The organism is Spirosoma harenae (genome assembly GCF_054776975.1).
This window is the reverse complement of the sequence record NZ_BAAHBD010000008.1, coordinates 167,646-191,531: the sequence shown is the minus strand read 5'-3', so window position 1 is coordinate 191,531 and position 23,886 is coordinate 167,646. Positions and strand designations below refer to the sequence as shown.

24 protein-coding genes and 1 pseudogene are annotated in these 23,886 nt (G+C 46.3%); 9 read left to right on the top strand and 16 right to left on the bottom strand.

Annotated elements, in window-relative coordinates:
* Nucleotides 1-9 precede the first annotated feature (9 nt).
* The 3 genes from ACYVE4_RS09120 to ACYVE4_RS09110 form a co-directional block, all read right to left on the bottom strand.
* Nucleotides 10-2,037 (bottom strand): alpha/beta hydrolase domain-containing protein, encoded by a 2,028-nt coding sequence (locus tag ACYVE4_RS09120; protein WP_461039239.1) that lies wholly within the window; start codon nt 2,035-2,037, stop codon nt 10-12.
* A 223-nt stretch (nt 2,038-2,260) separates the two neighbouring features.
* Entirely contained in the window at nt 2,261-3,874 is a 1,614-nt protein-coding gene (locus ACYVE4_RS09115) for a carboxylesterase/lipase family protein (RefSeq protein WP_461039237.1), read from the bottom strand.
* A 60-nt stretch (nt 3,875-3,934) separates the two neighbouring features.
* On the bottom strand, nt 3,935-4,840 hold the full coding sequence (locus tag ACYVE4_RS09110; protein ID WP_461039235.1) for an alpha/beta hydrolase: 906 nt from the start codon (nt 4,838-4,840) through the stop codon (nt 3,935-3,937).
* Between the two features lie 242 nt (nt 4,841-5,082).
* Here ACYVE4_RS09110 and ACYVE4_RS09105 point away from each other — a divergent pair, with 242 nt between their 5' ends.
* The gene (locus ACYVE4_RS09105) at nt 5,083-6,321 is read left to right on the top strand and encodes a hypothetical protein (protein WP_461039233.1); all 1,239 of its coding nucleotides are present in this window, start codon (nt 5,083-5,085) and stop codon (nt 6,319-6,321) included.
* A gap of 102 nt (nt 6,322-6,423) precedes the next feature.
* On the opposite strand, the gene ACYVE4_RS09100 is transcribed toward ACYVE4_RS09105, so the two are convergent.
* Both ACYVE4_RS09100 and ACYVE4_RS09095 read right to left on the bottom strand, forming a co-directional pair.
* Nucleotides 6,424-7,164, bottom strand: coding sequence for a LytR/AlgR family response regulator transcription factor (locus tag ACYVE4_RS09100; RefSeq protein ID WP_461039231.1), 741 nt, complete (start codon nt 7,162-7,164; stop codon nt 6,424-6,426).
* Entirely contained in the window at nt 7,139-8,194 is a 1,056-nt protein-coding gene (locus tag ACYVE4_RS09095) for a sensor histidine kinase (protein ID WP_461039229.1), read from the bottom strand. The genes ACYVE4_RS09100 and ACYVE4_RS09095 overlap by 26 nt, the downstream gene beginning before the upstream one ends.
* A gap of 192 nt (nt 8,195-8,386) precedes the next feature.
* Here ACYVE4_RS09095 and ACYVE4_RS09090 point away from each other — a divergent pair, with 192 nt between their 5' ends.
* The 3 genes from ACYVE4_RS09090 (at nt 8,387) to ACYVE4_RS09080 (ending at nt 11,223) form a co-directional block, all read left to right on the top strand.
* Nucleotides 8,387-9,193, top strand: coding sequence for a hypothetical protein (locus tag ACYVE4_RS09090; protein ID WP_461039227.1), 807 nt, complete (start codon nt 8,387-8,389; stop codon nt 9,191-9,193).
* Nucleotides 9,194-9,231: 38 nt separating this feature from the next.
* Nucleotides 9,232-10,389: a DUF1624 domain-containing protein gene (locus tag ACYVE4_RS09085; RefSeq protein WP_461039225.1), complete on the top strand. Its 1,158-nt coding sequence runs from the start codon at nt 9,232-9,234 to the stop codon at nt 10,387-10,389.
* 264 nt (nt 10,390-10,653) lie between these two features.
* Nucleotides 10,654-11,223 carry a DJ-1/PfpI family protein gene (locus ACYVE4_RS09080; RefSeq protein WP_461039223.1) on the top strand — a complete coding sequence of 190 codons (570 nt, stop codon included), beginning with the start codon at nt 10,654-10,656 and terminating at the stop codon, nt 11,221-11,223.
* Nucleotides 11,224-11,370: 147 nt separating this feature from the next.
* On the opposite strand, the gene ACYVE4_RS09075 is transcribed toward ACYVE4_RS09080, so the two are convergent.
* Nucleotides 11,371-12,159 carry an alpha/beta hydrolase gene (locus ACYVE4_RS09075; protein ID WP_461039221.1) on the bottom strand — a complete coding sequence of 263 codons (789 nt, stop codon included), beginning with the start codon at nt 12,157-12,159 and terminating at the stop codon, nt 11,371-11,373.
* A gap of 375 nt (nt 12,160-12,534) precedes the next feature.
* Between ACYVE4_RS09075 and ACYVE4_RS09070 the strand changes: the two genes are divergently transcribed.
* Both ACYVE4_RS09070 and ACYVE4_RS09065 read left to right on the top strand, forming a co-directional pair.
* The gene (locus ACYVE4_RS09070; protein WP_461039219.1) at nt 12,535-13,014 is read left to right on the top strand and encodes a hypothetical protein; all 480 of its coding nucleotides are present in this window, start codon (nt 12,535-12,537) and stop codon (nt 13,012-13,014) included.
* A gap of 275 nt (nt 13,015-13,289) precedes the next feature.
* On the top strand, nt 13,290-13,580 hold the full coding sequence (locus ACYVE4_RS09065) for a hypothetical protein (RefSeq protein ID WP_461039217.1): 291 nt from the start codon (nt 13,290-13,292) through the stop codon (nt 13,578-13,580).
* Nucleotides 13,581-13,711: 131 nt separating this feature from the next.
* Here the strand turns inward: ACYVE4_RS09065 and ACYVE4_RS09060 are convergent, their stop codons facing one another.
* The 8 genes and pseudogenes from ACYVE4_RS09060 to ACYVE4_RS09025 form a co-directional block, all read right to left on the bottom strand.
* Entirely contained in the window at nt 13,712-14,164 is a 453-nt protein-coding gene (locus ACYVE4_RS09060) for a response regulator (protein ID WP_461039215.1), read from the bottom strand.
* A gap of 493 nt (nt 14,165-14,657) precedes the next feature.
* Nucleotides 14,658-15,562, bottom strand: a pseudogene (locus ACYVE4_RS09055) (IS982 family transposase).
* 183 nt (nt 15,563-15,745) lie between these two features.
* On the bottom strand, nt 15,746-16,846 hold the full coding sequence (locus ACYVE4_RS09050; protein WP_461039213.1) for a sensor histidine kinase: 1,101 nt from the start codon (nt 16,844-16,846) through the stop codon (nt 15,746-15,748).
* A 214-nt stretch (nt 16,847-17,060) separates the two neighbouring features.
* Nucleotides 17,061-17,423, bottom strand: a complete 363-nt coding sequence (locus tag ACYVE4_RS09045; protein WP_461039211.1) for a hypothetical protein — start codon at nt 17,421-17,423, stop codon at nt 17,061-17,063.
* Nucleotides 17,424-17,480: 57 nt separating this feature from the next.
* Nucleotides 17,481-17,579 carry an SUMF1/EgtB/PvdO family nonheme iron enzyme gene (locus ACYVE4_RS09040; RefSeq protein WP_461039209.1) on the bottom strand — a complete coding sequence of 33 codons (99 nt, stop codon included), beginning with the start codon at nt 17,577-17,579 and terminating at the stop codon, nt 17,481-17,483.
* 427 nt (nt 17,580-18,006) lie between these two features.
* Entirely contained in the window at nt 18,007-18,426 is a 420-nt protein-coding gene (locus tag ACYVE4_RS09035; RefSeq protein ID WP_461039207.1) for a hypothetical protein, read from the bottom strand.
* Between the two features lie 149 nt (nt 18,427-18,575).
* Nucleotides 18,576-18,947, bottom strand: coding sequence for a hypothetical protein (locus ACYVE4_RS09030; RefSeq protein WP_461039205.1), 372 nt, complete (start codon nt 18,945-18,947; stop codon nt 18,576-18,578).
* A 297-nt stretch (nt 18,948-19,244) separates the two neighbouring features.
* On the bottom strand, nt 19,245-19,475 hold the full coding sequence (locus ACYVE4_RS09025) for a hypothetical protein (RefSeq protein ID WP_461039203.1): 231 nt from the start codon (nt 19,473-19,475) through the stop codon (nt 19,245-19,247).
* Between the two features lie 357 nt (nt 19,476-19,832).
* Here ACYVE4_RS09025 and ACYVE4_RS09020 point away from each other — a divergent pair, with 357 nt between their 5' ends.
* Nucleotides 19,833-20,678 (top strand): outer membrane beta-barrel protein, encoded by an 846-nt coding sequence (locus ACYVE4_RS09020; RefSeq protein WP_461039202.1) that lies wholly within the window; start codon nt 19,833-19,835, stop codon nt 20,676-20,678.
* 138 nt (nt 20,679-20,816) lie between these two features.
* On the opposite strand, the gene ACYVE4_RS09015 is transcribed toward ACYVE4_RS09020, so the two are convergent.
* The gene (locus ACYVE4_RS09015; protein ID WP_461039200.1) at nt 20,817-21,104 is read right to left on the bottom strand and encodes a hypothetical protein; all 288 of its coding nucleotides are present in this window, start codon (nt 21,102-21,104) and stop codon (nt 20,817-20,819) included.
* Between the two features lie 236 nt (nt 21,105-21,340).
* Between ACYVE4_RS09015 and ACYVE4_RS09010 the strand changes: the two genes are divergently transcribed.
* The gene (locus tag ACYVE4_RS09010) at nt 21,341-21,496 is read left to right on the top strand and encodes a hypothetical protein (RefSeq protein WP_461039198.1); all 156 of its coding nucleotides are present in this window, start codon (nt 21,341-21,343) and stop codon (nt 21,494-21,496) included.
* Between the two features lie 160 nt (nt 21,497-21,656).
* Here ACYVE4_RS09010 and ACYVE4_RS09005 read toward each other — a convergent pair whose 3' ends face one another.
* Nucleotides 21,657-22,223: an RNA polymerase sigma factor gene (locus ACYVE4_RS09005; protein WP_461039196.1), complete on the bottom strand. Its 567-nt coding sequence runs from the start codon at nt 22,221-22,223 to the stop codon at nt 21,657-21,659.
* A gap of 252 nt (nt 22,224-22,475) precedes the next feature.
* Between ACYVE4_RS09005 and ACYVE4_RS09000 the strand changes: the two genes are divergently transcribed.
* Nucleotides 22,476-22,622 carry a hypothetical protein gene (locus tag ACYVE4_RS09000; RefSeq protein WP_461039194.1) on the top strand — a complete coding sequence of 49 codons (147 nt, stop codon included), beginning with the start codon at nt 22,476-22,478 and terminating at the stop codon, nt 22,620-22,622.
* The last annotated feature ends 1,264 nt before the right edge of the window (nt 22,623-23,886 follow it).

Genomic DNA, 23,886 nt, shown 5'->3' with positions numbered 1-23,886 from the left:
TATGGATCTCTATTTCAATACATTACTTTTCTCGGTCATATTCACCTCGTTCTGAGCATCTTCGGTCGACAAAAAACCTTCTTTTACTAGTTCGTCGGCAGCCTTGCGTACAGCTTTTACGTACGCTTCGTGTGTTCCATACCGTTCCTCCAACGATAAGCGAGGATCGCCAGTAGCTATCCGCTCAGCCTTCGTTTTTTTGAACGGAATGAACATGCCATTTAGCGAGGCTAAATCGCCTTCACCGTAACCCGCTCGCCGTAATGCCCAGCCCGTATACGTGCCAAGTGGCACCCGCATGGTCGTATTTCGGATTCCCGCTATTTCATTACCATCCTGATCGACTTTCGGCACTAAAACCGCGTAGACGTTCTCCTTAACCACTTTGGGCGGCTCATTGGACACAATACCCGTGATGTAATGACTGTCAAACTCAGGGCCAAAATCGAGCAAGGGAACGTTGTTGAATTGACCATTATATACCACGCCTGGAATCGACGGCCAACCGATACTTTTTGCTTCGGGCAACACGAGAGTTAAGGCCTTCAACGTCGGGTAAGCGCTGGCAGGTGGTAGTTTATCCGTCATTACCCACTGTTCCAGCGCAATCAGTAAGGCCCGTAATGTCGGTTGGGTCGGGTTGTAGTTCATCTGGAAACCACTTAAAGGGTCCTGCGCGCCATTGGGCGAATGCTGAGTTCCGGTGATAAAGTAAATGCGGACGTTGTCAGGAATAGCCAAGTCTTTTTTACCCGCCGGATCGGTGGTCGGTAGCGACGCCCGTATTTGCCGGTATTCCGACGAACTGAGCGTTTGCATGATCTTTGGGCAATTGCCCATCGGTAAACAGGCTTCAAGAATCCCCCCGGTGATTCCCGAAACAGGATCTTTCGTGATCTGCCAGGTAAAGGGGGCTTCGTTACTGGGAAACAAATGATCTTCGTGTTGAAGGCCACCTCCGCCCGGTCTGCCGAAACGCACATTCAGCGAATTACGTCGAGTGGCAATATGTGCGTTAACGCCATCAAACACCCGCTTGCCGCTTTCATCCTGATTAAAGCCCAATTGCAGGAATGTCCGGCAAAAGTTACTACACTGCGATACGCCCTGTAGAATAGCCGCTCGAATCGGAATCGTCTGGTTATCAATCGACAACAGTGGATTTCGGTTACTGGCTTCGTCGGTGGTTGTGTTTCGCAGGAACGACGCGATATCCCGGATGGCGGCAAGTCCCAGACCCATCACGAGTGGATTTTTGGCCGTATATACTAACTCGTAGATGTAGTTCGGATCAAACCCGCCTTTAATGGAAAGTTGCGTCGTGCTGGGCGTGCCGGGGAAGGGTTTTGTCATACAATCTGAAAAAGCCCAATCACTATTCGGAATAGGAATGTGCGGATCGGCTTCGTGAACGCGCTTGGTAAGTTGAAGTCCGGTGTTGTCTAGGCTAACAGTTTCGTAGGGGTGATGCGTTGCTGCGCTAAACGGTCCACTGCTCAACAGCTGCGTTGGCGCAGGCATAAACACCTGGAATTCTGCGCGGACCTTCCCCGTAATTTCACGGCCATTTTCTGTCGCAACAGGGACCTTGATCGTCAGCCGAGAATTTCCAGCTAAAACGTCTCCCTGCCAGGCGCTCCACAGATATACGTAACCTCGTTTGAGCAGCGCCGTATCTGCCAGAAACACGTTTCCCCGATTAGGCAGACTAAGAAACAGCAGTCCGTTGCTCTTGCCAATATTGGTGGGGCGCAACAGAATGAACTCCGAGACGTATTCGACCAAACCTCGATTATTGCGAGGTGCCAGTTGCAAATCCTGAATGATTTTATTCGAAGCCAGGTTGGGATCTACTTCGCCATAAGCCTGTCCGTAAACGCGTTCGTACGTTCCGGCCGTGCCAAATGTTCGCCCTCCCGCGTAAGGTTCGGTTTTGGTAACGACTAGTTTTACAATCTTGGCCTGTACAGGAAAGCGCGAAAGAAACAGACCAACACTCAGAAAAACGAGTAAACAGAAGCTTCGACGAAAGGCCATGGAGAATAAAAATTAATTACAGACAGGCTTTAATGAACCTGTTTAAACGTTTAGTCACGAGTGGTTTTTGTCATTCTGAGGAACGAAGAATCTTAAGTATCCTCACTCTCAAATGTGGAAACTGTAAGATTCTTCGTTCCTCAGAATGACAAAAACACTCATTTACAACGTTTTTCCGAAAGTCTAAACAGATTTAACAATAGAAAATCCTGCCAAAACGCGTTTACATCTGTTTGCCGGCAGTCATCTGCAACAGCTCCTTATCCGGGTTGGCCTTTACCTGATTTACATTGTCAAAAATCATGGTGGCCCCGTTTTCTTCGGTGTATTGCGGCCAGGTCGGCAGGCCTTTGTGGTTCGGATTGCCGGTTCGGGCGAAGGCAATCCACGCCCGACTCATTTTATCGGCCAGCGTATGCGCTTCTTTACCACCGCCGGTCATTTCTTCACAACGATTGATGTTGTCGAACACAAACGGAATTTCCATACAGTGCATGGCTTTGTAGATGCCATCCATTACCGGCGACTGCCAGGTGAACAGATACATATACACCGGAGCCGCTCCCGGAATCGCTTTCGCATTCGCCTGCTTAACGGTGAGTGGCCGGAAGTTTAAGTCGATATCGATGTAGTCGGATGGCTTTACCGTTTCGGGATAAGCTTTTTTCACGGCAGCAAGATAAGCGTCGGTTTTATCACCATATTTCTTTTGTAGGTTGGCTTTTGCCCCTTCCATCGAGATGTTGCGAGAAGCCGGATTAAAGGGCGTAAACTCATTTTTTGTCGAACCAACCAGCAGTGGAATATCCTTAGAAAGGGCAATGGCCGCCGGTTCTGTCGGCTGATAGGGCAGTACATTCCCATCATGAATCGGTCCCCAACCTAATCCAAACGCTGGCTTTCCTTCCGCTTTCATCGCATCCGATACTTTTCGTAAGGCCTTTTTACCAGCTGCATTTAACCGCTCGTACGAGATTTTTTGGAGCGAATCGATCTGGTTAGGTTGCAGCTTTAGTTCGTCGAGCAGGGCCGCACTTACTTTCTTCATCAGATCACTTTCCGCAAAACTGGTTATATAGCTACCACTTTGCACGATGGCCTTCTGGAACAAGCCTTTTGCCGAAGGCGCATTCATCAGACTGGTTACTTTTCCGCCCCCGCCCGACTGACCAAAAATGGTTACGTTACCCGGATCACCGCCAAACTGCTCGATATTCTGGTTCACCCATTGCAACGCCGACACTAAATCCATCAGCCCCGCATTCGCCGAGTTTTTGTATTTCTCGCCGTAGCCCGACAAATCCAGGAAGCCCAGGATGTTCAGTCGGTGATTGACCGTCACAACCACTACGTCGCCCTTTTTTGTCAGATTTTCGCCATCGTACGAGGGTAACTCCACCGAGGACCCGGCTGTAAATCCGCCCCCATGCAGCCAGACCATAACTGGGCGCTTTTTAGCTTTACTGATTTCAGGCGTCCAGACGTTCAGGCTTAGACAGTTTTCGTTGGTATAACCCCAATTGTGCTGAAATGGAAATTCAATTTCATCATAGGTGCTCGTGGTTGGGTCCATCGGGCAAACGGGTCCGTACGTCATTGAGGAACGAACTCCCGTCCACGAATCGGGTTTCGAGGGAGCCATAAACCGCTCAGCCTTAGCGTAAGGAATACCTTTGAACGTAAACGTGCCATTGTGAATGTAACCCCGAACGTCACCTGATGCGGTCGAGACGGTGGCGATACCTTTGCCAGCTACAATCGGATCTTTGGCTTGCCCAACCGACAACAGAGGCACCGCGAGAATAAATAAAGACAGCAGGATTGGTTTGATTTGCATAAAGATTATAGGTTGGTAATTCGGTTTTAAACTAGTAGAAGCTCAGATAAAAAATTTACTCTAACGAACCATCACGCCATTTTCGCTCAACACCTTACTAAAAAATAGAACCTGATAGGGGAGCGAGTTTTGCCAATAGTCCCAGCTATGTCCACCGGGTCGTTCGGCATAATCGTGTGGCGTATTGTTGAATACCAGTCGACGGTGCAATTCCCGATTAGGCTCAATCAGAAAATCATCAACGCCACAATCGAAGACTAGTTTTAACCCATTGGTTTTTATTTTATCAGCCATACCTACGACCGAGTAAGCCGCCCAACCATCCGGCGATTGCGAAAAAGGGCCTAAAATCTTTTCAAACTCCCCTCGAATCCCCTTGGCTGCATCAGGCGTCAATTTCCAGGCATTCATATCCACGTTCAGGGCACCACTCATGCTGCCAGCCGCGCAGTAAAGCTCAGGATGGCGCGTAGCCATATACAGTGAACCGTAACCACCCATGGAAAGGCCAGTAATCACCCGCCCTTTGTTCGTCCGAATGGTCCGGTACGTATTGTCGATTTTGTCAATTACTTCCTTTGTCAGGTAGGTCTCAAACTGGCTGTCTTTTATGACTGGACTATCCAGATAATAACTGAAAATCTCTCCTTCTGGCAATACGATCAGGATGTTGTATTGGTCAGCAAGTCGGTGGAGAAGCGTTTTATCGGGCGTTTTGGTAATCCAGTCATTAAAATGACCGAAGCCGCCGTGGAGTAAATACAGTACTGGGTATGTCGTTTTACTTTTTTCAGTAGACTGGTACGAGTTAGGCAAAACAACAGCTGCCCGAAACGTTTTCTTCATAACCGCACTTGGGATATCCAGCGAATCTACTTTGGCCGCATATAAGGAAGAGGTTAGTAGGAAACTAACCAGAAAGACCACTTTTGGGAATAGAGTTTTCGTATAGGTCAAAACGAGCATAATTAGATTCAGTGCTAGCTTATTGCCAATGAGATGAATTGACGGACGTTCTTTTCTGTTGATTTATCGATATTCGTTTGGATAAAACGGAGAGTATGACAAATATAGACTTGCTCAACATTGAATCTTCTTGTCAAGCTTGGTTATAAGTGCGTTCCAAGCTTACTAAATGACTCGTATTTTTAGGAAAATTTAGTAAGCCTTAATTAAATTTTATAAACGCCTATCTGATAAACAGTTGAATGAAAATTAAGTCGGGGAAAGAGGAGATCACGTATTTACTTGGAAAAGTCATTGACACGTACCAATTGGCGACGGGTCAACAAATTATACGCAATACCAGCCCCAAAAACTACGAAGACATCGCGAAATTGCTCAGCTCAATCAGTTATGAATTGCCCAATACAGCTCACACGCTAAAACATGCATCCTATCCCCCCGATCCGAACCCCAGACAGGTAGACTATCCACATCGCAAGTATGACATTACGGGCGTTCAGGTAAAAGATGCGTATAACGGGCTCGTCGCCAATCCACGTCCGTTTCTGCTTGATGCCTGCTACATTTATTTGTACGGGGTTGGCCGCCAGGGTTTCGAGCAAAATCCACTGGATGATAACCTCATTGAGGGCGTCGATGCGTCGGTTAGAGTACGGCTCGATGAGCAGAAAGCGCTTCAGCAACAATTGGCAGACTGTCAGCAGGAAAACGAAACATTAACTCGTAGACTGAAGGATTCAGGTAGAAAAAAGACGATCGTCTGGCTAGGTAGCCTGCTTCTTGTTGTGATCTTACTGGTGCTGGTTAGCGCACGTTGGGTAGCCGAACGAAACGAGTGGACAACGATACGGCGTGACCTAAACATTCTTCCTTATCAACCAACCAAGGCCGAGATTGATAGCTTATCGGGTATTTGGCTGTATTATACGGGGGCTCCTCAGGCTCGGGTCAACGATCCCAATCGGTATCATCAGGTGGCTAATAATCTGGTGGAAATCACGTATAAGGATGGCTATTTCCTGTATTATCGGCACGGAGCCAATATTGATCATGTTGGCTATATGCAGTTTGAGTCACCGGGTTTGGTGTCGATTTACTCGCGGATCAAAAATGCTACGGGAAACGTAGAGTCGCCCATCCATGCGCTCTTACGACTGGATAAAGGCAAAAAGTATCTCACCAGCATTGCCACAACCTGGAGTTTCGATACGGGCGATGCCAACGAGATGATTGGGATTCGGAATGTCTTTATTAAGCAGGGAAAAGGCGGTTCACTCGAAGAAGTTACCAACACCCCTGAAAACGCAAATTGTCACTGCAAGATTATGAAATGGATTCAGTCTGCAAATCGAACAAAGACCTATCAACTACGCTATCGATTACTGGATACCTTGGCCAATGAACCGCTGAAAGAGTTGATCAACGAAAAAAGTATTCTTTTACGAGAACCTAAGGATGGTGCTATACTTACCCGTCCCTGAAGGAGATAGAAAAGTCTTTACCTATTTGGACAAACTGGGCAAGGCAGTAGATAGGACATCAGGTTGATTTGCCAAATGGATTTGGCTATTAGCATTCCTTTTTTAGCGATCAAACGTTACGAACGGTTGGTCTTTAAGGTTGCCAGATTGAAGCTTCCGGAAAAATGCACCTTTATATAACCTGCCCAGCGGCAGTGTTTGCTTCGCGAGATTGACCTGATCCGCGTTGTAACTGACGAGTTTATCCCAGGCAATAATAAACGACTTATGGATTCGGATGAACTTGTCGGCGGGTAATTTCTCCTCCATATAGCCTAATTTTTCGGATGCTACGTAAGATCTTTGGTTCGTATGTACCTTAATATAGTCAGCAAATCCCTCAATAAAAATGATGTCCTTCAGGAATAGTTTTGTCTGATCCCGGCCAACCTTAAAAAACATATACGTTTCTTCGTAAGGGCTGTAAATCTGAGAAGGTATTTCAGGGGTGTTATGATACTGCAGGTACTTTGATATGGCTCGCATGAACCGTTCCTGAGTGATGGGTTTGACTAAGTAATCTAAAACGTCTAAATCAAAGGCCGTGGCCGCGTACTCCCGGTAGGCAGTCGTGAGAATGATCTTGGGGCGGGTATTTAAACATCGGATCAACTCAAGACCTGACATTCTGGGCATCTGAATATCCAAGAAGGCTAGGTCAATCGGGTTTGTCTGCAGATACGTAAACGCATCGACTCCATTGGCTAGGGCGGCTGAAACGGTAAACCCGTTCAGATTGGAAAGATGCTCAATGAGCAGCGCTCTGGCCGGCGCTTCATCATCCACGATTAAGCAGTTCGTCATGTTTCAGCGTTTTAATCGTCAAACTAATCAGGTACGAATGGGGCTCATCAATAATGGTTAGCTCATGCGCATCCGGATAGAGTAATACCAATCTCTTTTTTACATTCGATAAGCCAATTCCCCCAATGGCTGATCCCGAAACAGGGCCTTGCTCATCCTTACTATTGGCGATCTTAACCGAAAATTGGCCGGTTTGTCTGGAAATATCAATACGAATCCAACTAAATCCCGGCGAACTAGCTACGCCATGTTTAAAGCTGTTCTCCACCAAAGGCAACAAAAGCAAAGGAGCGATCTGGAGATCATGGATAGGTGTATACCGATTAATCGACACGTCCAGTTTAGGACCATATCTGTTTTTTTGAAGTTCGATATAGTGTTCGATGTAGGCCATCTCAGTCGCTAAAGGCACTATCGCCTGATTGGCTTCGTATAAATTATATTCTAGAAAACCCGATAGATGCGCAATCAGCGAGGCCGTTTCGGGACTACTTGTCAGGGCCGTAGCATAGATATTATTTAACGTATTGAACACAAAATGGGGCTGGACCTGGGCTTTCAACAGGTCGAGTTCGGCCGTTGCTTTCTGCTGCACTAATTGATGAACTCGAATACGTTGCTCGTACCAGGATTGTATGAAGTAATACAAAGCGTATAAGCCGGTTATCGTGTATAAGTTAACCAGCTCGACCAGCATTTTTCCAGCCGAAAACAACGGCATATGCTGAGCTTGCGGAAAGTACTTCGGATAAAGAAGGTAATAATTGATGTAACGCCTGATCAGGAGCAAAACAAATGAACAGAGTACCAGATATACCCAATCTGCTAGTTTGCTGGTTTCAGCCAACCGCTTCTTAATAAAGAAATGGACGGTCAGCCAGGAAAAAAGAAAAGCGACAGGCAGGGCCATACAGGCGTTGATAAAGTAGCTGTCATAATCGCCGTATAGAGACGCCAGCCCTAACCACTGGTATAGGAAATACAGCAGCCAGAAAACGGTATTAAAGGCAACTTCTCTCGTTCGTTTCATGATCCGCCCATTCTTGCCTAAGGTAAGCGTTTTGACGGTAGGTGAACAACTAGGGTACACGATATTCGGTCAACAACCCGATTTTCCGGTAAACGGTATATATCGATGAATCGGGTTGTGTACAGACAATACGCCTGGGCGTGATGACTTGTCTCTACTTTTGAGTGTGCCTCAAGTAGCACCCAGATCATCATGAACCTATTAATACGAATTGGCCGGGCCTTCTATGCGGCTGCTCTGCTGGTGTATGGTTGTCAACAAATTTATTTTGGGACTTTCCGGGATGTATTTTTTTCGGTCTACCAAAATCACCTTCCTTTCCTGAACGTGTTGGCTTGGGTCTTCGGACTCTATCTGATTATTACCGGTATTTTACTGTTTGTATCCGGTGCAGGGAAAAAAGCGGCTCTACTGCTGGGAGCTATCTGGCTGTCGCTATTCCTGGGTACCCATATAACCTACGAGCTCATTTCAGAGCCTAATAAACTGTATCACTTAGGCTTGTGGACAACGCCGTTGAAGGAACTGGCCCTGGCTGGGGGAGCCTTTGTGGTAGCTTACTCGTTTGAGAAGCCGGTAAGCGGTAAGCTAGCGGTTCTGGAAAAAATCATGCCCTATGGCAATTTGTTTTTTCTCTACACCATGACCAGTTACGGTATTTCTCACATTATTTATGCGGAGTTTCTGGCTAATACCGTTCCCGACTGGATAGCTAACCACCTGTTTTGGGTAAATCTGACAGGAGTAGCCCTGACCGCTTCGGGCATCGCCATTATACTAGGCATACGAATCCGGATTATCGCCTTGTTGCTTTCTCTGATGATCTTTTTGTGGGTTTGGTTAGTCCATGTCCCCGGAGCTGTATCGGACCCAGGCGGAAATCGAGGCAATCTCCTGGCCAGTGCGTTTGACGCGCTGGCGTATAGTGGGGTAGCGTTACTGATTGGCCTCACCATGAAGCAGCAGAAATGGGTAGTCGACATCGAAAATTGGCGATGATACTCACTGGCGGATTGATCGGCGAAATACCTGGAAGCATGAAACGAAACAATAGCATTGATGTTATGCGCGGTTTGGTGATGATCATTATGGCCCTGGATCACGTTCGTGACCTGTTGCATACAACCTCGTTGTCGCAGTCACCTACGGACCTGACCACCACTACACCTGCCTTATTTTTTACCCGATGGGTCACCTATTTATGTGCACCGACTTTTGTATTTCTTTCCGGTACCTCCGCTTTTCTGTCCATGAGAGCGAAACAGGATATGGCCAATACAAGGCGTTTCCTGGCTTCAAGAGGTATCTGGTTGGTGCTGGTAGAGTTCAGCGTGGTCAATTTTGGCCTTTGGTTCGACCCAAACTTCGATGTTCTCATCTTTGAGGTGATTGCCGCCATTGGTGTTGGATTTCTTATCCTCAGCGCATTAGTAGGATTACCTCCCCGAATGATCGGGTTTATCGGAGGTATCATCGTCGCTTTTCATGGGTTGGTTACCTTGATTCCGGCTCCGGAAAGCTTACCTTTTAAAGTGCTGAGATCCCTTTTCTCGCCTATGGCTTTTCCGTATGAAGTCGGAAAACTGTTTCTGGTCGCCTACCCACCGATTCCCTGGCTCGGCATTATGCTTCTGGGTTACGGTACCGGCCATTTTTTTTCCTCACCCGAAAAGGTCCAACGGCGGATCTTTCTGAAGATAGGGGTACTATCGCTCGGCTTATTTGGTCTTTTAAGAGTGACTAACGGTTATGGTGATCCGGTTAACTGGTCTACTCAGAAGAATTGGCTCTACACGTTTCTCTCCTTTGTCAACGTGACCAAATATCCCCCCTCGCTGCAATTCTGTCTTCTTTTTCTGGGGATTATGTTTCTCATTCTTGCGCTCGTACAAGGCTTGAAAAATAACGGGATGGCTATATTGAGTGTGTATGGAAAAACGCCCCTTTTCTATTTCCTGGTGCACTGGTATTTGATCCACCCGCTTGTTTTTGTGATGGTCTTTCTGCAGGGATTCAGCCCTTCTGATCTGGTATTCGGCTCAAATTTCGGCCGACCGAAGGCGGGTAGCGGAGTGGAGTTATGGGTGATTTATTTGATTTGGGCCTTCATTGTCTTAGTCATGTACCCACTTTGTAAATGGTATGGAAACTATAAGGAGGAGCATAAAGAGCAGAAATGGCTACGCTATATATGAACCAATCCGACAAATCGTTGCGGCTTGTTGTTTTTCTTGTGCGCGATTGAGCGTAAACTTATAAGATCCTTCTTATTGGCGCTATTCACTCTTAGTTTATACCTTTTTTGGATTTTCTGGTCTATTGGCATCTCCAAAAAGCAGGTGGGCTTACCGCCTGACAAGCGATACAAGCTGACTGAGGATTGTTCCGACTTTACTGAGTTGCATGTTTTCTAGAATAATGCCTATATTTCCAGCTATTCCCCTTTAATCCTTACATCCATGAATCGCAAAATTCTGATCGTTACCGGTGATGGTGGCGAAAGTTACGAAACCCTCTATGCCGTTCACCGCTTTCAGGAGGAAGGTGATACACCTATGATTGCCGCCCCAGGCAAGCGCCGACTTAACCTGGTTATGCACGATTTTGAGCCTGGTTGGGATACCTATATCGAGCGGCCCGGCTATTGTCTGGCTTCAGACCTGGCGATAAACGATGTGCTTGTAGAGGATTACGATGCGATTTTATTGTTAGGTGGTCGCGCCCCCGAATACCTGCGTAATCATGCCTTGCTTTTGGAAGTAGTCCGCGAGTTTGATCGGCAGGGCAAATGGATCTTTGCGATTTGCCACGGTATTCAGATTTTGGTAACGGCTGGTTTGGCTGCTAACCGAAACGTAACGGCCTACGAACATGTCAGAACTGAAATTGAGATGGGAGGGGGGGTGTATGCTACCCAACAAGCCGTTCGTGACCAAAACATTGTTACTGGCCAAACCTGGCAATCGCACCCTGAATTCTATCGAGAAGTTTTTGCCTGTCTCAACGAAACAGAACTGGTGGAAAAGTAGGCAAGTTACAATGCCCCATCAGGCGTTTGCTGATGTTTACAGCAGTGCATCCGTCTCTTTAATGAATTGATGCCTAAAGTTTACTAACTACTTTCAATAAGTAAACGACCAGTCTCGCTGAACACTCGGCCCGGCTTCTCAAGTGAATTAACGGATACACTGATTAAAAAAGAGCAAGGTCTTGTCAATGTGCGTTTGCCAGTAGTCCCAGGCATGTGTTCCGGCAAACTCTTCGTAACTGTGCTCAATAGCATGGGCTGTCAGCGATTCATGCAGACTTCGGTTGGCGCCTAATAACGAATCGTCCTTACCACAGTCGAAGCGGAATGGGGGCAGGATTGCCCTGTTTTTCAGCAGCCAGTCCAGTACGCCATCCTGCTCCACCGCATCGCGTTGTAATGTGGCAAAATCGGCCACAAAATCACGCAATTGACTAAAATGCGTAATGGACGACAAACCACTGAAGCCCTGAAAAACCTGTGGATATTTAGCCCCCAGTCGCAAGGCGCCAAAGCCACCCATCGATAAGCCCGTAATAAAAACAGGTGAAGACACCGTAATGTCAGGAAATTGTTCCCGAACAACGTCGATGACATCTTCCATAATCCAGTTTTCATAGTTGTCTTCCCGGTGAGGGACATACCCCGACCCGTCCCCATAAAGTCCATCGGAAGGCATCACCAGTACCATTGGCCTAATCTGTCCTGTGCTGATAAGCGCCTGAGCTGTTTGATGAACGTGCCCCTGAGCCACCCAGGACCAATGGCTGCCATACACCCCATGTAACAGAATCACCAAAGGAATGTCAGACAGATCTTTAGCCTGATTCGGGTAATAAACCGTTAGGTCGGCCCGACGATGTATGGCGTTGCTTTTGACCGTGATAAAATACAGCTCCTCAAACGCAGCGATTCTGGTCGTGAAAAAACGGCTCATGATTAGAGAACTATGACGACTTTGGCGTTTCGGGCCGTGTGCATATCGGTAAAAGTACAACTATAGCGGCCCAATTTAACAAGGAAAAATTGCCCATTCCAGAGATAGTCAGCCCTCGGAGTAACTTTTGCAACCACCACTTGAGTTACGATGAGCCGGGCTGTCGGAGCGGTCATACGAAAGAAGTTACAGCCTCGTAGGGTCTGGTGAAGGCGATGCCATAGGTTAGTTGATTGCCTTTGTTTCGGACGCTGTGCTTACCAGACGTTTCGCCTTCAGTAACCAGTGAACTATCTTCTATGTAAAAAATGAAACTGCCTACAACCAATTTACCTCTTTCAGAATCATCTCACTATCGTTGTGAGGGAAAAATCTATGAGACATATAGTTTGGGTATTGACCAGCCTGTTGATAATTGGGCTAAGCGCCTGCAAAAACGATTTGCCAGTCGAGTTAGCCAATTCAGATTATTTAGTATTTGGTCATTTCTACGGGGAATGTGCGGGAGAAGGCTGCATTGAAATCTTCAAACTGGAACCAAATCGCCTGCTTGAGGATAAGCGAGACAGGTATCCTACGGCCACTGATTTTTATGCGGGAGACTTTGTTGCCTTACCTCAATCCCAGTTTGACAGCGTTCGTGATTTAGTCGATAGCTTTCCCGTTGCCTTGCAGAAGGAAAACAATCGGGTCATTGGCCAGCCAGACGCTGGAGATTGGGGTGGATTGTATATCGAATTACAGCATAAAGGAAGTCGCCAATTTTGGCTGATTGATCAGGCAAAGCAGCATGTACCTACTGAGTACCATGGCTTTATCGATAAGGTAAATCAAAAAATCAAGCTCTTGCGGTAGACCGTTTTAGGGCTATCCCCAGTTAAAGGTGTTATCCTGTCAGAAGTTATAGATTAGGTAAATTAGATCGTATGCATACGATCTAGTCCAAGGTGTATTTAGGATCACATTAGCCTGAACTTGATCGCCTTCTCCGCCGATTACATTGGATACGCCCAGATGAATCCAGGAATGGCGCACAGGTCCGACGGACTACCAGGTCATTTTCTAATAAACTTTTGTAAACCTGAAGCCTGATCGCCTGGTTAGCTCAGCAACTAAAGATCAATTAGATAATGAAAACGCAACAACAAATTAAATTAATGACTAAATACTGGCTATTTGGTGGCGGTGGAGCCGTGCTGTTAGGCAGCGGATTAGCCGTCTTACTCCAAGGCTCTAAGCTACGAGAAACCAAGACCAAGCCTTGGTTCTGGGTAAGTACCGGCGGATTTGCTTTGATTATGTCGGGCCTGAGTTTCATTGGTGATGCAAATCGGTTTCGGACTATGGTTGATGTCCTGGCAGAACTGGATAAGCCCAACAGTCCCCTTATTGACAAGGAAATATTTGTTTGTATACGATGACTTCTCGAATTTCTCGACCGAACATCACAGCCAGGTCAGGAGACTGAATTAATTACCCGAGCAACACTAAAAGAGTGGACAAGGCATAGTCTTAGTCCGCTCTTTTAGTGAAGTGTAATACCGCAGTATGCCTAGGCCTGTTTGACGTCCGTGAAGTAAAGCGTCGGGATTCTGGCCATCGTATACCAGTAGGTTCGTAACTCGCCTACATAGGTTCGCCACTCCGCAAGGCTGAAGGGCTTACTGGTAAAAGCATTTGCCCCCAGGGAATAAGCTTCGTCCATCTGTTCTCGACTCTGGCTGACCGATAACATAATCACGGGCAGCAAACGCCCCTGAGGGTGGTTGCGCAGCAGCTTGAGGAAATCTAAACCACTCGGACCCATCGCTAAGTCAATATCCAACAAGACCAGGCTAGGGCCAAAACCCCGTAAACGGTCCAGATAGTGAGCCGCTTCGGCAAAACTTTGAGCGTTAATGAACTGAGCTTCGGAGAATACCTCGGATGCCACTCGCTCGAGAATAGGGACGATGGCAGCGTCATCATCGACCACCAGGATGGGAAATGTACTCTTTACTTGCATGGTTTGGTATGGTTACGGTTTAAACCAAGGAGGCCAATCTGAATTGGTCCCTGGAGCTCGGCCTACGTATTGAATGAATTGTGACCGATGACAAGCCGGTTCGATGGCTGAATGATCATACTACAATCTTGTTGCCAATTTTATGCGCTTTCGGTTTTATTATTCATCTATCATAGCGATTCTTACGTCGAGTCGTTAAATATGTGAGGAGGTTGCATTAAAAAGTGCTGAATAAGTATAGCCCCGGCAGACGTCGGGGCTTTTTGTTGGCCATCCCCTGATCCGATCGGCTGCGATACGTGCAAACTAGCCAAGCACTCATCGGCTCTTAATGGTTTACTCCAATTAGCCCGTGGTTCTGGTTAACCCCAATAATCAGGTGGAATAACCCAAAATGGCACATCCGTTATAGGCCATCAGTGATTGACTTCGGAATTTTACGGAGCGAAAGCACTTCTGTAGATCAGTACCTAAACTGAACGTGAATAATGGATTAAGCTGTTAGCTGGCTGCCCGTTGCTGGAATGAACACCGAGGGCTTGTTGGGATAAAAACAGTAGGCAATTAAACCTGATAACACATGAGCAATGGCATTATAGGGATTGCGATGACAACTGTGGTCAATGTTAAATACGCTCATCAACAAGTCATTGACCGACTCAATCAAGGCCCGTTTGCGCAGCTTGAGTTTATGACTCATGGGTAGCAACTGATTCTTCATCTTAGTCCGTATTTTGGTGATCAGCTGCAGACCCCGCTCATAAAACGGCTCGAAGGGACTGCTCAAATACCCCTTATCCCCAATGCAGTGGCCTTGTAAGTGGTCCAACAGATAGGGCAAAACTTGATGATTATTGTCGGCTACATTACCCGGAGTCAATAAGAAACTCACGGGTTGACCTAACTGATTAATGAGCAGATGTACTTTCAGGCCAACGAACCAACCCGTCGAGCTTTTGCCCTGAGCGGCCACCCCGGCAAAGACCCGATGGGCATGAATCAGGCGGTTGTCGAAGACGGGTAGCTTTTTGGAGTCAATAAAATGGATTCCTGTCAACTGGCTTTGGCGGTGGCAACAATACTGTACATAGAGGAACAGGCCCGGCAGCACGCGGGTGATGGTGACCACAAAGCGTTCATAGCTAATGAGCTGGGGGCAATACGAAGCCAATTCGGTTTGGACCACTTAGCGATAGTAGTAGTCAAAGCACGTATAGCCTGAGTAATGGTAGAAAACCAGGATGCTCATTTGTTCGCTATGGCTGAGTTCGGGGGAAGTTTGGGGAGATTAAACAATCCGAGTTGGCGCTTGGCTTGCCAGGCTTAGAGGGTCAGGCAAAAATCATCAATGGAAACGAATAGCTCGATACGCTTATCTTTTGTATCTTGGGAGAGCATAGGGCGAAAGTTGTAGGCAAGTGATTCGACACCACAATATCCACAACTTCTCGCCCTTTTGTATTATAAGTGACTGTTAGTCAAAGCTTTAGTATCGATGGACAAGGGTGAAGGGTTGATTGGCAAGTGTTCAACGCGAGTAAGACTGCCGTTACTTGCACCAAATCCGGCTTTAGTGACTCTTTATTGATGAGCCATGTCTTGCGTATCCAGTTCCACCAGTGGAAGGGTGACACTAAAGATTTTGTCCGTTTCCTCAATGAGGACGGGCGTATGGGTAAATGAAGTGTAGCGGAGCGTAAGATTAGTTAGGCTTCGTTGAATAGTATCGACAATTCGGGTTTTGCGTTGGAGTGTATTCACGACCCGAATAGCCGACCCATCTACACTGGTTAGTTGAATAAGCAAGGGCTGGGTAGCAGACATCTGATTGTGCTTGAGCGCATTATCGATCAGTGTCTGTAAGCTTAGCGTAGGTAGAAGACCGGTTGAGTTGAGAGGGGCAGTAGGCAGTTCGAACCGTAGGCTATTACCATATCGGATTTGTAATAAGCGGGCATAGTTCTGAATAAACGTCAGTTCCTCTGGTAAGGTTACCAGCTCACGCCTAGTCGCCTGGAGGATGTACCGGTATACTTTAGAAAGGTCATCGACAAACCGCTCAGCCTCCGCTGTATCTTCCCCGACCAGAGCCGAAATAGAACTCAAACTATTGAATAGAAAATGGGGATTAAGTTGCTGTTTTAATTGATCATACTGCCGTTGCAAGGCTTCACGCTTCAACGATTGAATCTCCAACTGCTCTTCCTTCCAGTGTTTTTGTGCGTAAAACAAATTGATGACGATGCAAAAGAGGGTCACAAAAAAGAAGCATATCAAGCATAAGACCTGGAGTGCTTGCCAACTAAATGAACCTTGGAATAAGGTGAAACGAGTAAAAAAATAATACTCAATACAGGTATAACTTAAGGCGGTGCCATTCACCAAAATTGTCATGACCAGCGTCCGCTGAATCGTTTGTTGATAAGTGGGGTATTGAGCAATAATGTGTTTAATTAGCAGAGTCAGCGTTGTAATTGATACCACATATGAGACGAAACCGCAGATCGTCCCAACCAGAAAGACCGCAGGATCGGTCAAATAGCGTGGCCCAAAATTGACATAGCACCCGATTGGCAGCAGGACACTAGCCGCCAGTAAATGAAACCACCATTCCTGGCTGGAAAAAAGCGAGGGCCGGTATTTATTCACAACATTCACGAGGGGTAACAGCCTATTGGTCATCGTCATGGAAACAGTATGGAAATTTAGGTAGTTAAAAATAAGGTGATTTTGTCAGCACCGCAAATTCGCTCTTTACGTTAAGTCAAGCCTTGAGGGGTGGGCCCGCATTTTTCTGACTGGGTCATGTGATGGTATCGATTAGTCGTCGGCTTTAGCCTCGTTGGTGGACCACCTTTTTTTACTGCCTATTTTCTAGTCGGACCGCCGAAGCGGCTTACTTCAGCCACTGGTTGTTTGAGGGCTTCATTTTCGGATTTGATGGAGTGTACTTCGGGGGAGTTGCTTCCTGGGTAGTATCGCCCGCCAATGGCTTTTTACCGGCTTCTAAAAATTCCTTACCGCTTCGGCGTCCGATCCACCGATAATAAATGTTGGTACTGAATCCTTCTCGCCGACAGATCTCGGCCACCGACTGTTCGACCTGCAAGCCATCTAGGACAATGCGCCGGGTGGCCGGTACCAATCTTTTCTTCAGCGATATACTGTCGACGCGTCTGCCGTTGAATGTCTTTAATGATGGATAGGGAGGGTTTACGTTCAGCCACATTGCCCGACATATCATATAATCCCAATTCATTGGCCTCTTTTTGGCCAACAGAATGAGTAGTTGATCCGCTGTTGGCAAAAGTCCAGGCTACCGCATTGACATCATTACTACCTGCATGTCAAATTTCTCGCTCTTTGTGCCCCCTCTTGCGGCATACTCCCATTCTGCTTCTGTAGGCAATATCATTCTCATTGCCACCGATCGCAAACCTGCCGCCCTGCACCGTTACCATATCCGGCTCATGGATATTTCCAGTTGCACTGGTCGTCGTGACAGAATCAGCATTAACCGCGGCTGCGTTTTGTGATCTCTTCGGGTTGCCTTGTCCCCACCGGGTACAAGCCGCCGTTATAAGCAGAACTGCTATTGAAACATAGTTCATCATTGGATTTTTTGCCGGCGTTTCCGGCACTGCCCCCCATAATTCAGTGAAGCCACTTTTCTACTTCGTATGTTCGGGACAAATCGACTGTTGTGTCGAGTAAGCCGCTAAACAAGCTTGCAGACAGAACAGTCTAATTAGGCAGAGTGAATTATGAAACGCCCGAATTACGGGTGCGCACCTAGTGCTTTCAGGAGTTGACTACCTGTTATTTAAGTGGCAATGGGTACTCTACGGCCTATATCTTAAGATCAACCGGTTGTTAACGGTGGTAGCTACTCCTTCGTAAGTGATCCTTATTGGATACTGTGCTGTCAGGGCATCTTCATCCAACACTCGGATCCGATTGGCGTTCGGAATGAACACGTAATCCTCATCGACTTCAAGCACTCGATCCCCCGAACTGAGCCGAACGGTAGATTGATTAACCCCGAGGGGTAGCCTGATTTCATTGCCTGATTGGCTCTTGGATGGATAGAAAAATACAGTAGCCCACTGGGTTTGATTTGGACTAATATTAGGAGCGAGCTTAACGTGAGATCGTTGTTGAGCGGGAACCGAATCTGGCTTACTGGTAAAGGCCATTGAACGACCGAATGCCGATAACCCTGAAAGGGTGCTTAAGCATACTAGGATTAAACTAATTTTCATATCCGGATACAGGGCTATCGACTTTGGTGAAAAAGATGAATCGTACGTTTTTCTGTTGTACAATCATAGGATAGCCAAAGCACGAAACTTTGGGCAAACTACTGATTCCTCAAACGCCCGAATTTCGCGTGGCTTGTCGAACTTACCTGTTACTCCTCGTCGGTCAATGATCTACCGGTAACCATATAGTACAAGTCCGACTCGGATAGTTTAGCGAAAGACCCCGTTGTCCCTTGATGCACCGGTGCAACCTGATAGAGGGGGTTGTCGACCGAGTCGGTCGACAGCTTCTGAATGGCGTAGGTCCGCACCTGTTGAGCATCGATGGCTAAATCGACCTCGAACGAGAGGGGATCTTCTGTGATAATGGTAAGGCGACTTACGCACGCATTGGTGTTGGACATGACGGGCGTCTGTTCTCGATAAGCCATTGATAGGTAGCGAAGGATCGGGCTTTGGTTTTCCATAGTGGGGCCAATATACGCAGTAAAGTCTTGAGCGGATAGCAAACAAGTATACATTGATCTTGCTGTTTACCCGTGCACTAAAGCACTGGCCAAAACTAATCTGCCAAAAGACACAATTAAGGAGTTAATAGGGAGCTAAGACATTATTGAGCAAACCTGTGCTTAGCTGGGAGGGATTGTACCCGGAACCCGTAGCTATTACCGCCGTATGGGGTTGTAATACTATTAAAAAGGCAAAGCGGGTGGGGGATATTGACGATTGGCTAAAAGAGGGTAGAGTTCATCGATACCAGCGATGAATAATAACGGACTTGTGGCTTAGAGCCTGCTGTCATTGTCTGGGCGAAACAGTTAGTGCCGGACTTCATTGATCAGCCGCTGGTATAGATAAAGGCAGGCCTCAGCTTCTGTCGTAAATAGTACCAATCCTGTCTTACTGCCTCGTTCGCTATAGTATACTTCCCATCCGGCAGTGGTTTGATTCAAACAGTAAGCCTCGTGAGGTAGACCACCCGTCAAACAATAGGCATCGGTCGGCATACCAATCTGGGCTAATCGATTCGCTAACTCTTGTGAGTTCATCTTGATTTCAGTAAATAGGTAGTTTCCAGTTATTGGCTACTAGTCATTAATAGCTGGCTAAGATAAGTTTGAAATCGCGTTTTCGGATGAGTATCACAGCCAGGTTAGGAGGTTGGATTAATCAGCCATCTGTACTCTTATCCTGCATAAAGAGCAGAGCTAGGATCTTAAATGACATAGTCTGGCTATTTTTATCTAAAACTGGTGACCGGGCTAGCGGTTAACGACTTGGTTCTTGAGGAGCTTACCGACCAAGAGCACTACCTCAAGTTTGACTACCAAAATAGTTAGCCCTAACTATTGTCGCTCCTTGAGCAGTAAGCCAATTTTGAGCAATCAATCAACCCCGCTTCAAACATGAAAAAGGTGATGTTTGCCCTGATGATTGGCTTACTACCCAGCCTGAGCTGGGCACAAGTGCTGGGACCAGAGGTGCCTCAACGAACGCCGACTGACTTAGACAAAAAAATCAAGACATTCTTGCAAACTTCGATTGATCTGGTTAAGCAAAGCCTATTGAATCCCTCCTATGCGGGCACTCCGTACGCAGCGAATGCCCCTACGCCGGGCGATGTGCTCGCCTTGAACCTGGCTATTCAATTCCACAATCAGGGCTTAGTTGATCAGATACTTAATTATTACAAACCGAAGGCGGCTCGTCATTTAGAGCCTGCGGATGTAACGACCCTGTTAGCCAGCGGTCAACATCTGCCAGGGCCCACAATAGACCCGGATAAAGCGCCATTTCTAAGTCATATTTCGCTGCTATACGGCTTTCAACTCATCGGTAAAGGCAGTAAAACGACGTATACAGATGGGACATCCACTACCCGTATGACCTATTTGGAAGTCCCGGCCTACATCCTCTATAACCAGGATATGCCTAAACAAAGTGGGCGATTGTTCGGAGGAGTAGGTTTGTATCTTGCCTACGGGCTCTGGGGGAAAATCAACGACTCCGACAATTCATACACTGTTGCTGCTTTTGATAAGAATCTGGGCTATAAACGTTTCGATGCAGGACTAGCTTTCACGGCGGGCTATCAAATGGCCCAAGGCCTGCGACTGAGTCTAGCCTATGAGTTAGGTTTGGTCAATATTGATCCCAGTGCGAGCGATTATGACAAGCTCAAAAATCGGTCGCTGAGTCTTAATGTTGCCTATCCATTGCAGTCTCTAACGGCATTGGTAAAAAAGAAATAACCATTTTTATTAGCTAGTAACTTCTCGTTGAGAAGTACCCCTGGTAGCTGCCGAGTATCATAACTACGTGCTCAGGGTTGAAGTAGAGAAGGTATAACCAAAAGGTCTTTCCAATTGGAAAGACCTTTTGGTTATTAGTTAGGAGTTGGTTTTACTCCGCTTGGCTTTGCGCTCTTTTCGAGTAGCCTTGCTCATGGTTTGGCTCACTGGCTGGGTTGTCTGCATGCCATAAGAGGTTCCATTGTCAGCGCCAACAGCTCCCTGAGCATCCGAGGTACCACGGGGCGATGCTGACCCATTGGTCCCATTGCCTACCCCACTGTTCTTAGTTGTGCCATCCGTCACCGGAGTGGTGTTTTTAGTCTGGGCTTGAGCAGCCGTTAGCGTGACTACCAGGAGTCCGCCCATCATCAGGATCTTTTTCATGTGTTTTGTTGAGTAATCAACTTTGCAACTCTTAACGGATCAGTCTAGCTAAGTGTTAGATTAAAATGAGGCATAGGGATCAGCCCGGCCAACTTCTGCTTCGTGAAGGATTCTACAAAACGCTGGCTTTGGTTGGGGCTGGCGTTTTTTTGTTGGCAGCTTAAAACAGCCAACGTGTAGGAAGTGTAGAACGTGCAGGCTGAAAAACATTCATTTTTTTCTTGCCATCTTCGGGGATGGAAATTACGCCTGCACTTCTGGTCTATCTCGGCTTTACCGCTATTGCTGATCGGCCTGATACCTACGAGTACAAGGGTATTGCTGGTCGACTGGCAGAAGATATGGGTGAGTTTTACTTTCGGTTTTCTGCAAGCCAATCACCAAAGATGTAGACTTACGTTTTCTGTTGATGCTGATCGATTACCGGGCGGATGAATCACCTACCTCATTTGGGACTAACCTAAATTAGCTTGATCTTACTGACTCATTAAACCTTTTGGTTAATCCTGTGAAAAAATATCTTTTGTTAACCGCCTAGTTTGTAGGCTTTGGTTATCCATTAGATAGCCGGTCATGCAAGCGTTTGATCTTTTCCCGGCTTCGCTTCAGGCGCATCTTGACGGCACTGGCATTCAGCTTATACAAAACCGCTATTTCGTCAATACTCAGGTCGTCCTCATACTTTAATTTCAAGAAGGTACGCTCGTTAACGGATAGGGTTCCCATGGCTAGTCTCATCAACCAAAGCGTTTCTTCGAGTAATTGCTCTTCATCCGATCCGGCTAAATCGTAACCGTACGTCGTATCCATTGGTGTGAAAGGCAGCCGCTTGCTAATTCGTAGCTGATCCGCACAATAGTTAAATGAAATCGAATAAAGCCAGGTCGAGAAGCTGGACATTTGTTGAAATGCCCCCAGTTTATCAAATACTTTTAGAAAAATATCCTGGGTAAAGTCCTCGGCTTTTTCCGAATCATGAGTCATCGAAAAGCAGCGTTTGTAGACTTTACGCACATACCGATTGTAAAGAGATTCAAAGCATTGTTTGGGATGATTGGGTAAAATTTGACGGATGATTTCTTCGTCGGTTAGGGCGAAATGCCTGGTTGAGACGTACATGTTTCAGGGAGAAGATAAACAACGAGTTTAGTACATACGGATTTGGTGTACTGCTTCGATTTATCTGCTTGAATAATATAACAATAAATATATCAGATGGTATAGAAATGGGTCAATGTTATCAATGAATTGTATTTTAGTTCGTTACTCAGATCTTTAAAAGGGTATCATTAATGACCAACACTTACTATTAGGTAAAATTTAATTAAAGCGTTTTCCCTTGGTTCGTGTTACACTCTAAACGATCTTATTATGGCTCACATGGAAAAGAAAAACAAGACTGTAAAGAAAGTGGCGACAAAGGCCCCTAAAGTGCATGGCGCACCTAAAGTACCTCAATATCAGAAAAACGAATCCGGTTTTGGAAGTCTGATTCTAGCACCAAAACCAAAAAAATGACCAATCCCCTGAACGCGGGAAACATTTATTGGCGTAGGTATTATTCAGGACAACTCCCTTTTTACTAGCAAGGGCTAAGTCATTCGCCGATTCATCTCCTAGGGACTATTTCGTCTTACCTAACTAAACTATTGATGATGAGCCAACCCCAATACACCTCCATTCCAGATACCTCCGATACAAATTATTGGGAAGTAAAGCCGAAAGCTGGTAACGTCCGTAGTACCACATTTGTCCCCAGAGATAAGGAACTTCATCAACGTTTACGAGTACAAGCCTGGGCCGTTATTCAGGCAACCCTTTCGAAGAAAAACAGAAAGGTTACTAAATAACGTAGGTTAAAAACACCAACTATACGTTAGCTATACCAAGTGGGTGGTCAGTCCTTGGATTTGTTCTTCTCGTCTATATACGTGGGCTGAAGCGCAATAATGGATAGGATATTATCTGGTAATGTGTATACTGGTACAGTTTGCCAATATCTAAATTAATTCACGTATGCACAGGGACAGGACAGTAGAAGAGATTGACCACCAGATAGATAAGTACAGTCAGATACAGGTTGGCTTTGAACGAATGCTACTTAGTATTACCCAGCACGGAGAAGAACCTTCTCAAACAGATATGATCCTTTTCGACATAGCCAATGAGAATATATCCAGCTGCATCGATAAGATTGATCAGCTCAAGAGGTTACGTGAGAAATTGGTGTAGAATTATGAAACTACCCTATTAGTAAACGATTAGGGCATTCCATACTACTAAAGCCAAAACAAAACCCGGCCAAATGACGAGTCGGGGATGTAAGTACTAATCGTGTGATATGTAATGTAACATGCAATTGGCTAATTTGTTTAAAAGGAGTATGCCTTTCTCCATAAGAAAACGAGTCAAGCATTCCTCAGTAAATCCCACCACGCTCTTTTCTCAGAAACGAAGCCACTGGTATTTCTAATGTCGTTCCTGAATTGATTGGTTAATCTACGTCAGTAGCCATACCTAGCTGCTTCACCGCTTCCAGCATTTGACTAATTCAACGACATATGCCAATGTCGTTGATGGGAAAAGTGATAGGCCGATACGGATATGAAAGGTTGGCCCTTAGATTGGCTGAATACCCAACGGGTATATACGGTTTTCATAAGACTTGTCTATCAAAAGCTCGCAATAGCATCTTACTGTCGTCCTAGCAAATAGTGCTTTACTTAGCTTAATAATAGCTAGAGGAAATTTCTCCATGAGGGCCAATCGTAAATTCATCCTG

Coding starts and splice junctions, on each gene's coding strand:
- ACYVE4_RS09090 (WP_461039227.1), top strand. CDS start 8,387: ATGAACCTATTAATACGAATTGGCCGGGCCTTCTATGCGGCTGCTCTG.
- ACYVE4_RS09005 (WP_461039196.1), bottom strand. CDS start 22,223: ATGTACGTCTCAACCAGGCATTTCGCCCTAACCGACGAAGAAATCATC.
- ACYVE4_RS09120 (WP_461039239.1), bottom strand. CDS start 2,037: ATGGCCTTTCGTCGAAGCTTCTGTTTACTCGTTTTTCTGAGTGTTGGT.
- ACYVE4_RS09100 (WP_461039231.1), bottom strand. CDS start 7,164: ATGACGAACTGCTTAATCGTGGATGATGAAGCGCCGGCCAGAGCGCTG.
- ACYVE4_RS09010 (WP_461039198.1), top strand. CDS start 21,341: ATGGAAATTACGCCTGCACTTCTGGTCTATCTCGGCTTTACCGCTATT.
- ACYVE4_RS09065 (WP_461039217.1), top strand. CDS start 13,290: ATGAAAACGCAACAACAAATTAAATTAATGACTAAATACTGGCTATTT.
- ACYVE4_RS09075 (WP_461039221.1), bottom strand. CDS start 12,159: ATGAGCCGTTTTTTCACGACCAGAATCGCTGCGTTTGAGGAGCTGTAT.
- ACYVE4_RS09110 (WP_461039235.1), bottom strand. CDS start 4,840: ATGCTCGTTTTGACCTATACGAAAACTCTATTCCCAAAAGTGGTCTTT.
- ACYVE4_RS09020 (WP_461039202.1), top strand. CDS start 19,833: ATGAAAAAGGTGATGTTTGCCCTGATGATTGGCTTACTACCCAGCCTG.
- ACYVE4_RS09025 (WP_461039203.1), bottom strand. CDS start 19,475: ATGAACTCACAAGAGTTAGCGAATCGATTAGCCCAGATTGGTATGCCG.
- ACYVE4_RS09105 (WP_461039233.1), top strand. CDS start 5,083: ATGAAAATTAAGTCGGGGAAAGAGGAGATCACGTATTTACTTGGAAAA.
- ACYVE4_RS09060 (WP_461039215.1), bottom strand. CDS start 14,164: ATGCAAGTAAAGAGTACATTTCCCATCCTGGTGGTCGATGATGACGCT.
- ACYVE4_RS09030 (WP_461039205.1), bottom strand. CDS start 18,947: ATGTATACTTGTTTGCTATCCGCTCAAGACTTTACTGCGTATATTGGC.
- ACYVE4_RS09040 (WP_461039209.1), bottom strand. CDS start 17,579: ATGATATTGCCTACAGAAGCAGAATGGGAGTATGCCGCAAGAGGGGGC.
- ACYVE4_RS09015 (WP_461039200.1), bottom strand. CDS start 21,104: ATGAAAAAGATCCTGATGATGGGCGGACTCCTGGTAGTCACGCTAACG.
- ACYVE4_RS09085 (WP_461039225.1), top strand. CDS start 9,232: ATGAAACGAAACAATAGCATTGATGTTATGCGCGGTTTGGTGATGATC.
- ACYVE4_RS09080 (WP_461039223.1), top strand. CDS start 10,654: ATGAATCGCAAAATTCTGATCGTTACCGGTGATGGTGGCGAAAGTTAC.
- ACYVE4_RS09045 (WP_461039211.1), bottom strand. CDS start 17,423: ATGAATTGGGATTATATGATATGTCGGGCAATGTGGCTGAACGTAAAC.
- ACYVE4_RS09050 (WP_461039213.1), bottom strand. CDS start 16,846: ATGACCAATAGGCTGTTACCCCTCGTGAATGTTGTGAATAAATACCGG.
- ACYVE4_RS09035 (WP_461039207.1), bottom strand. CDS start 18,426: ATGAAAATTAGTTTAATCCTAGTATGCTTAAGCACCCTTTCAGGGTTA.
- ACYVE4_RS09000 (WP_461039194.1), top strand. CDS start 22,476: ATGGCTCACATGGAAAAGAAAAACAAGACTGTAAAGAAAGTGGCGACA.
- ACYVE4_RS09070 (WP_461039219.1), top strand. CDS start 12,535: ATGAGACATATAGTTTGGGTATTGACCAGCCTGTTGATAATTGGGCTA.
- ACYVE4_RS09115 (WP_461039237.1), bottom strand. CDS start 3,874: ATGCAAATCAAACCAATCCTGCTGTCTTTATTTATTCTCGCGGTGCCT.
- ACYVE4_RS09095 (WP_461039229.1), bottom strand. CDS start 8,194: ATGAAACGAACGAGAGAAGTTGCCTTTAATACCGTTTTCTGGCTGCTG.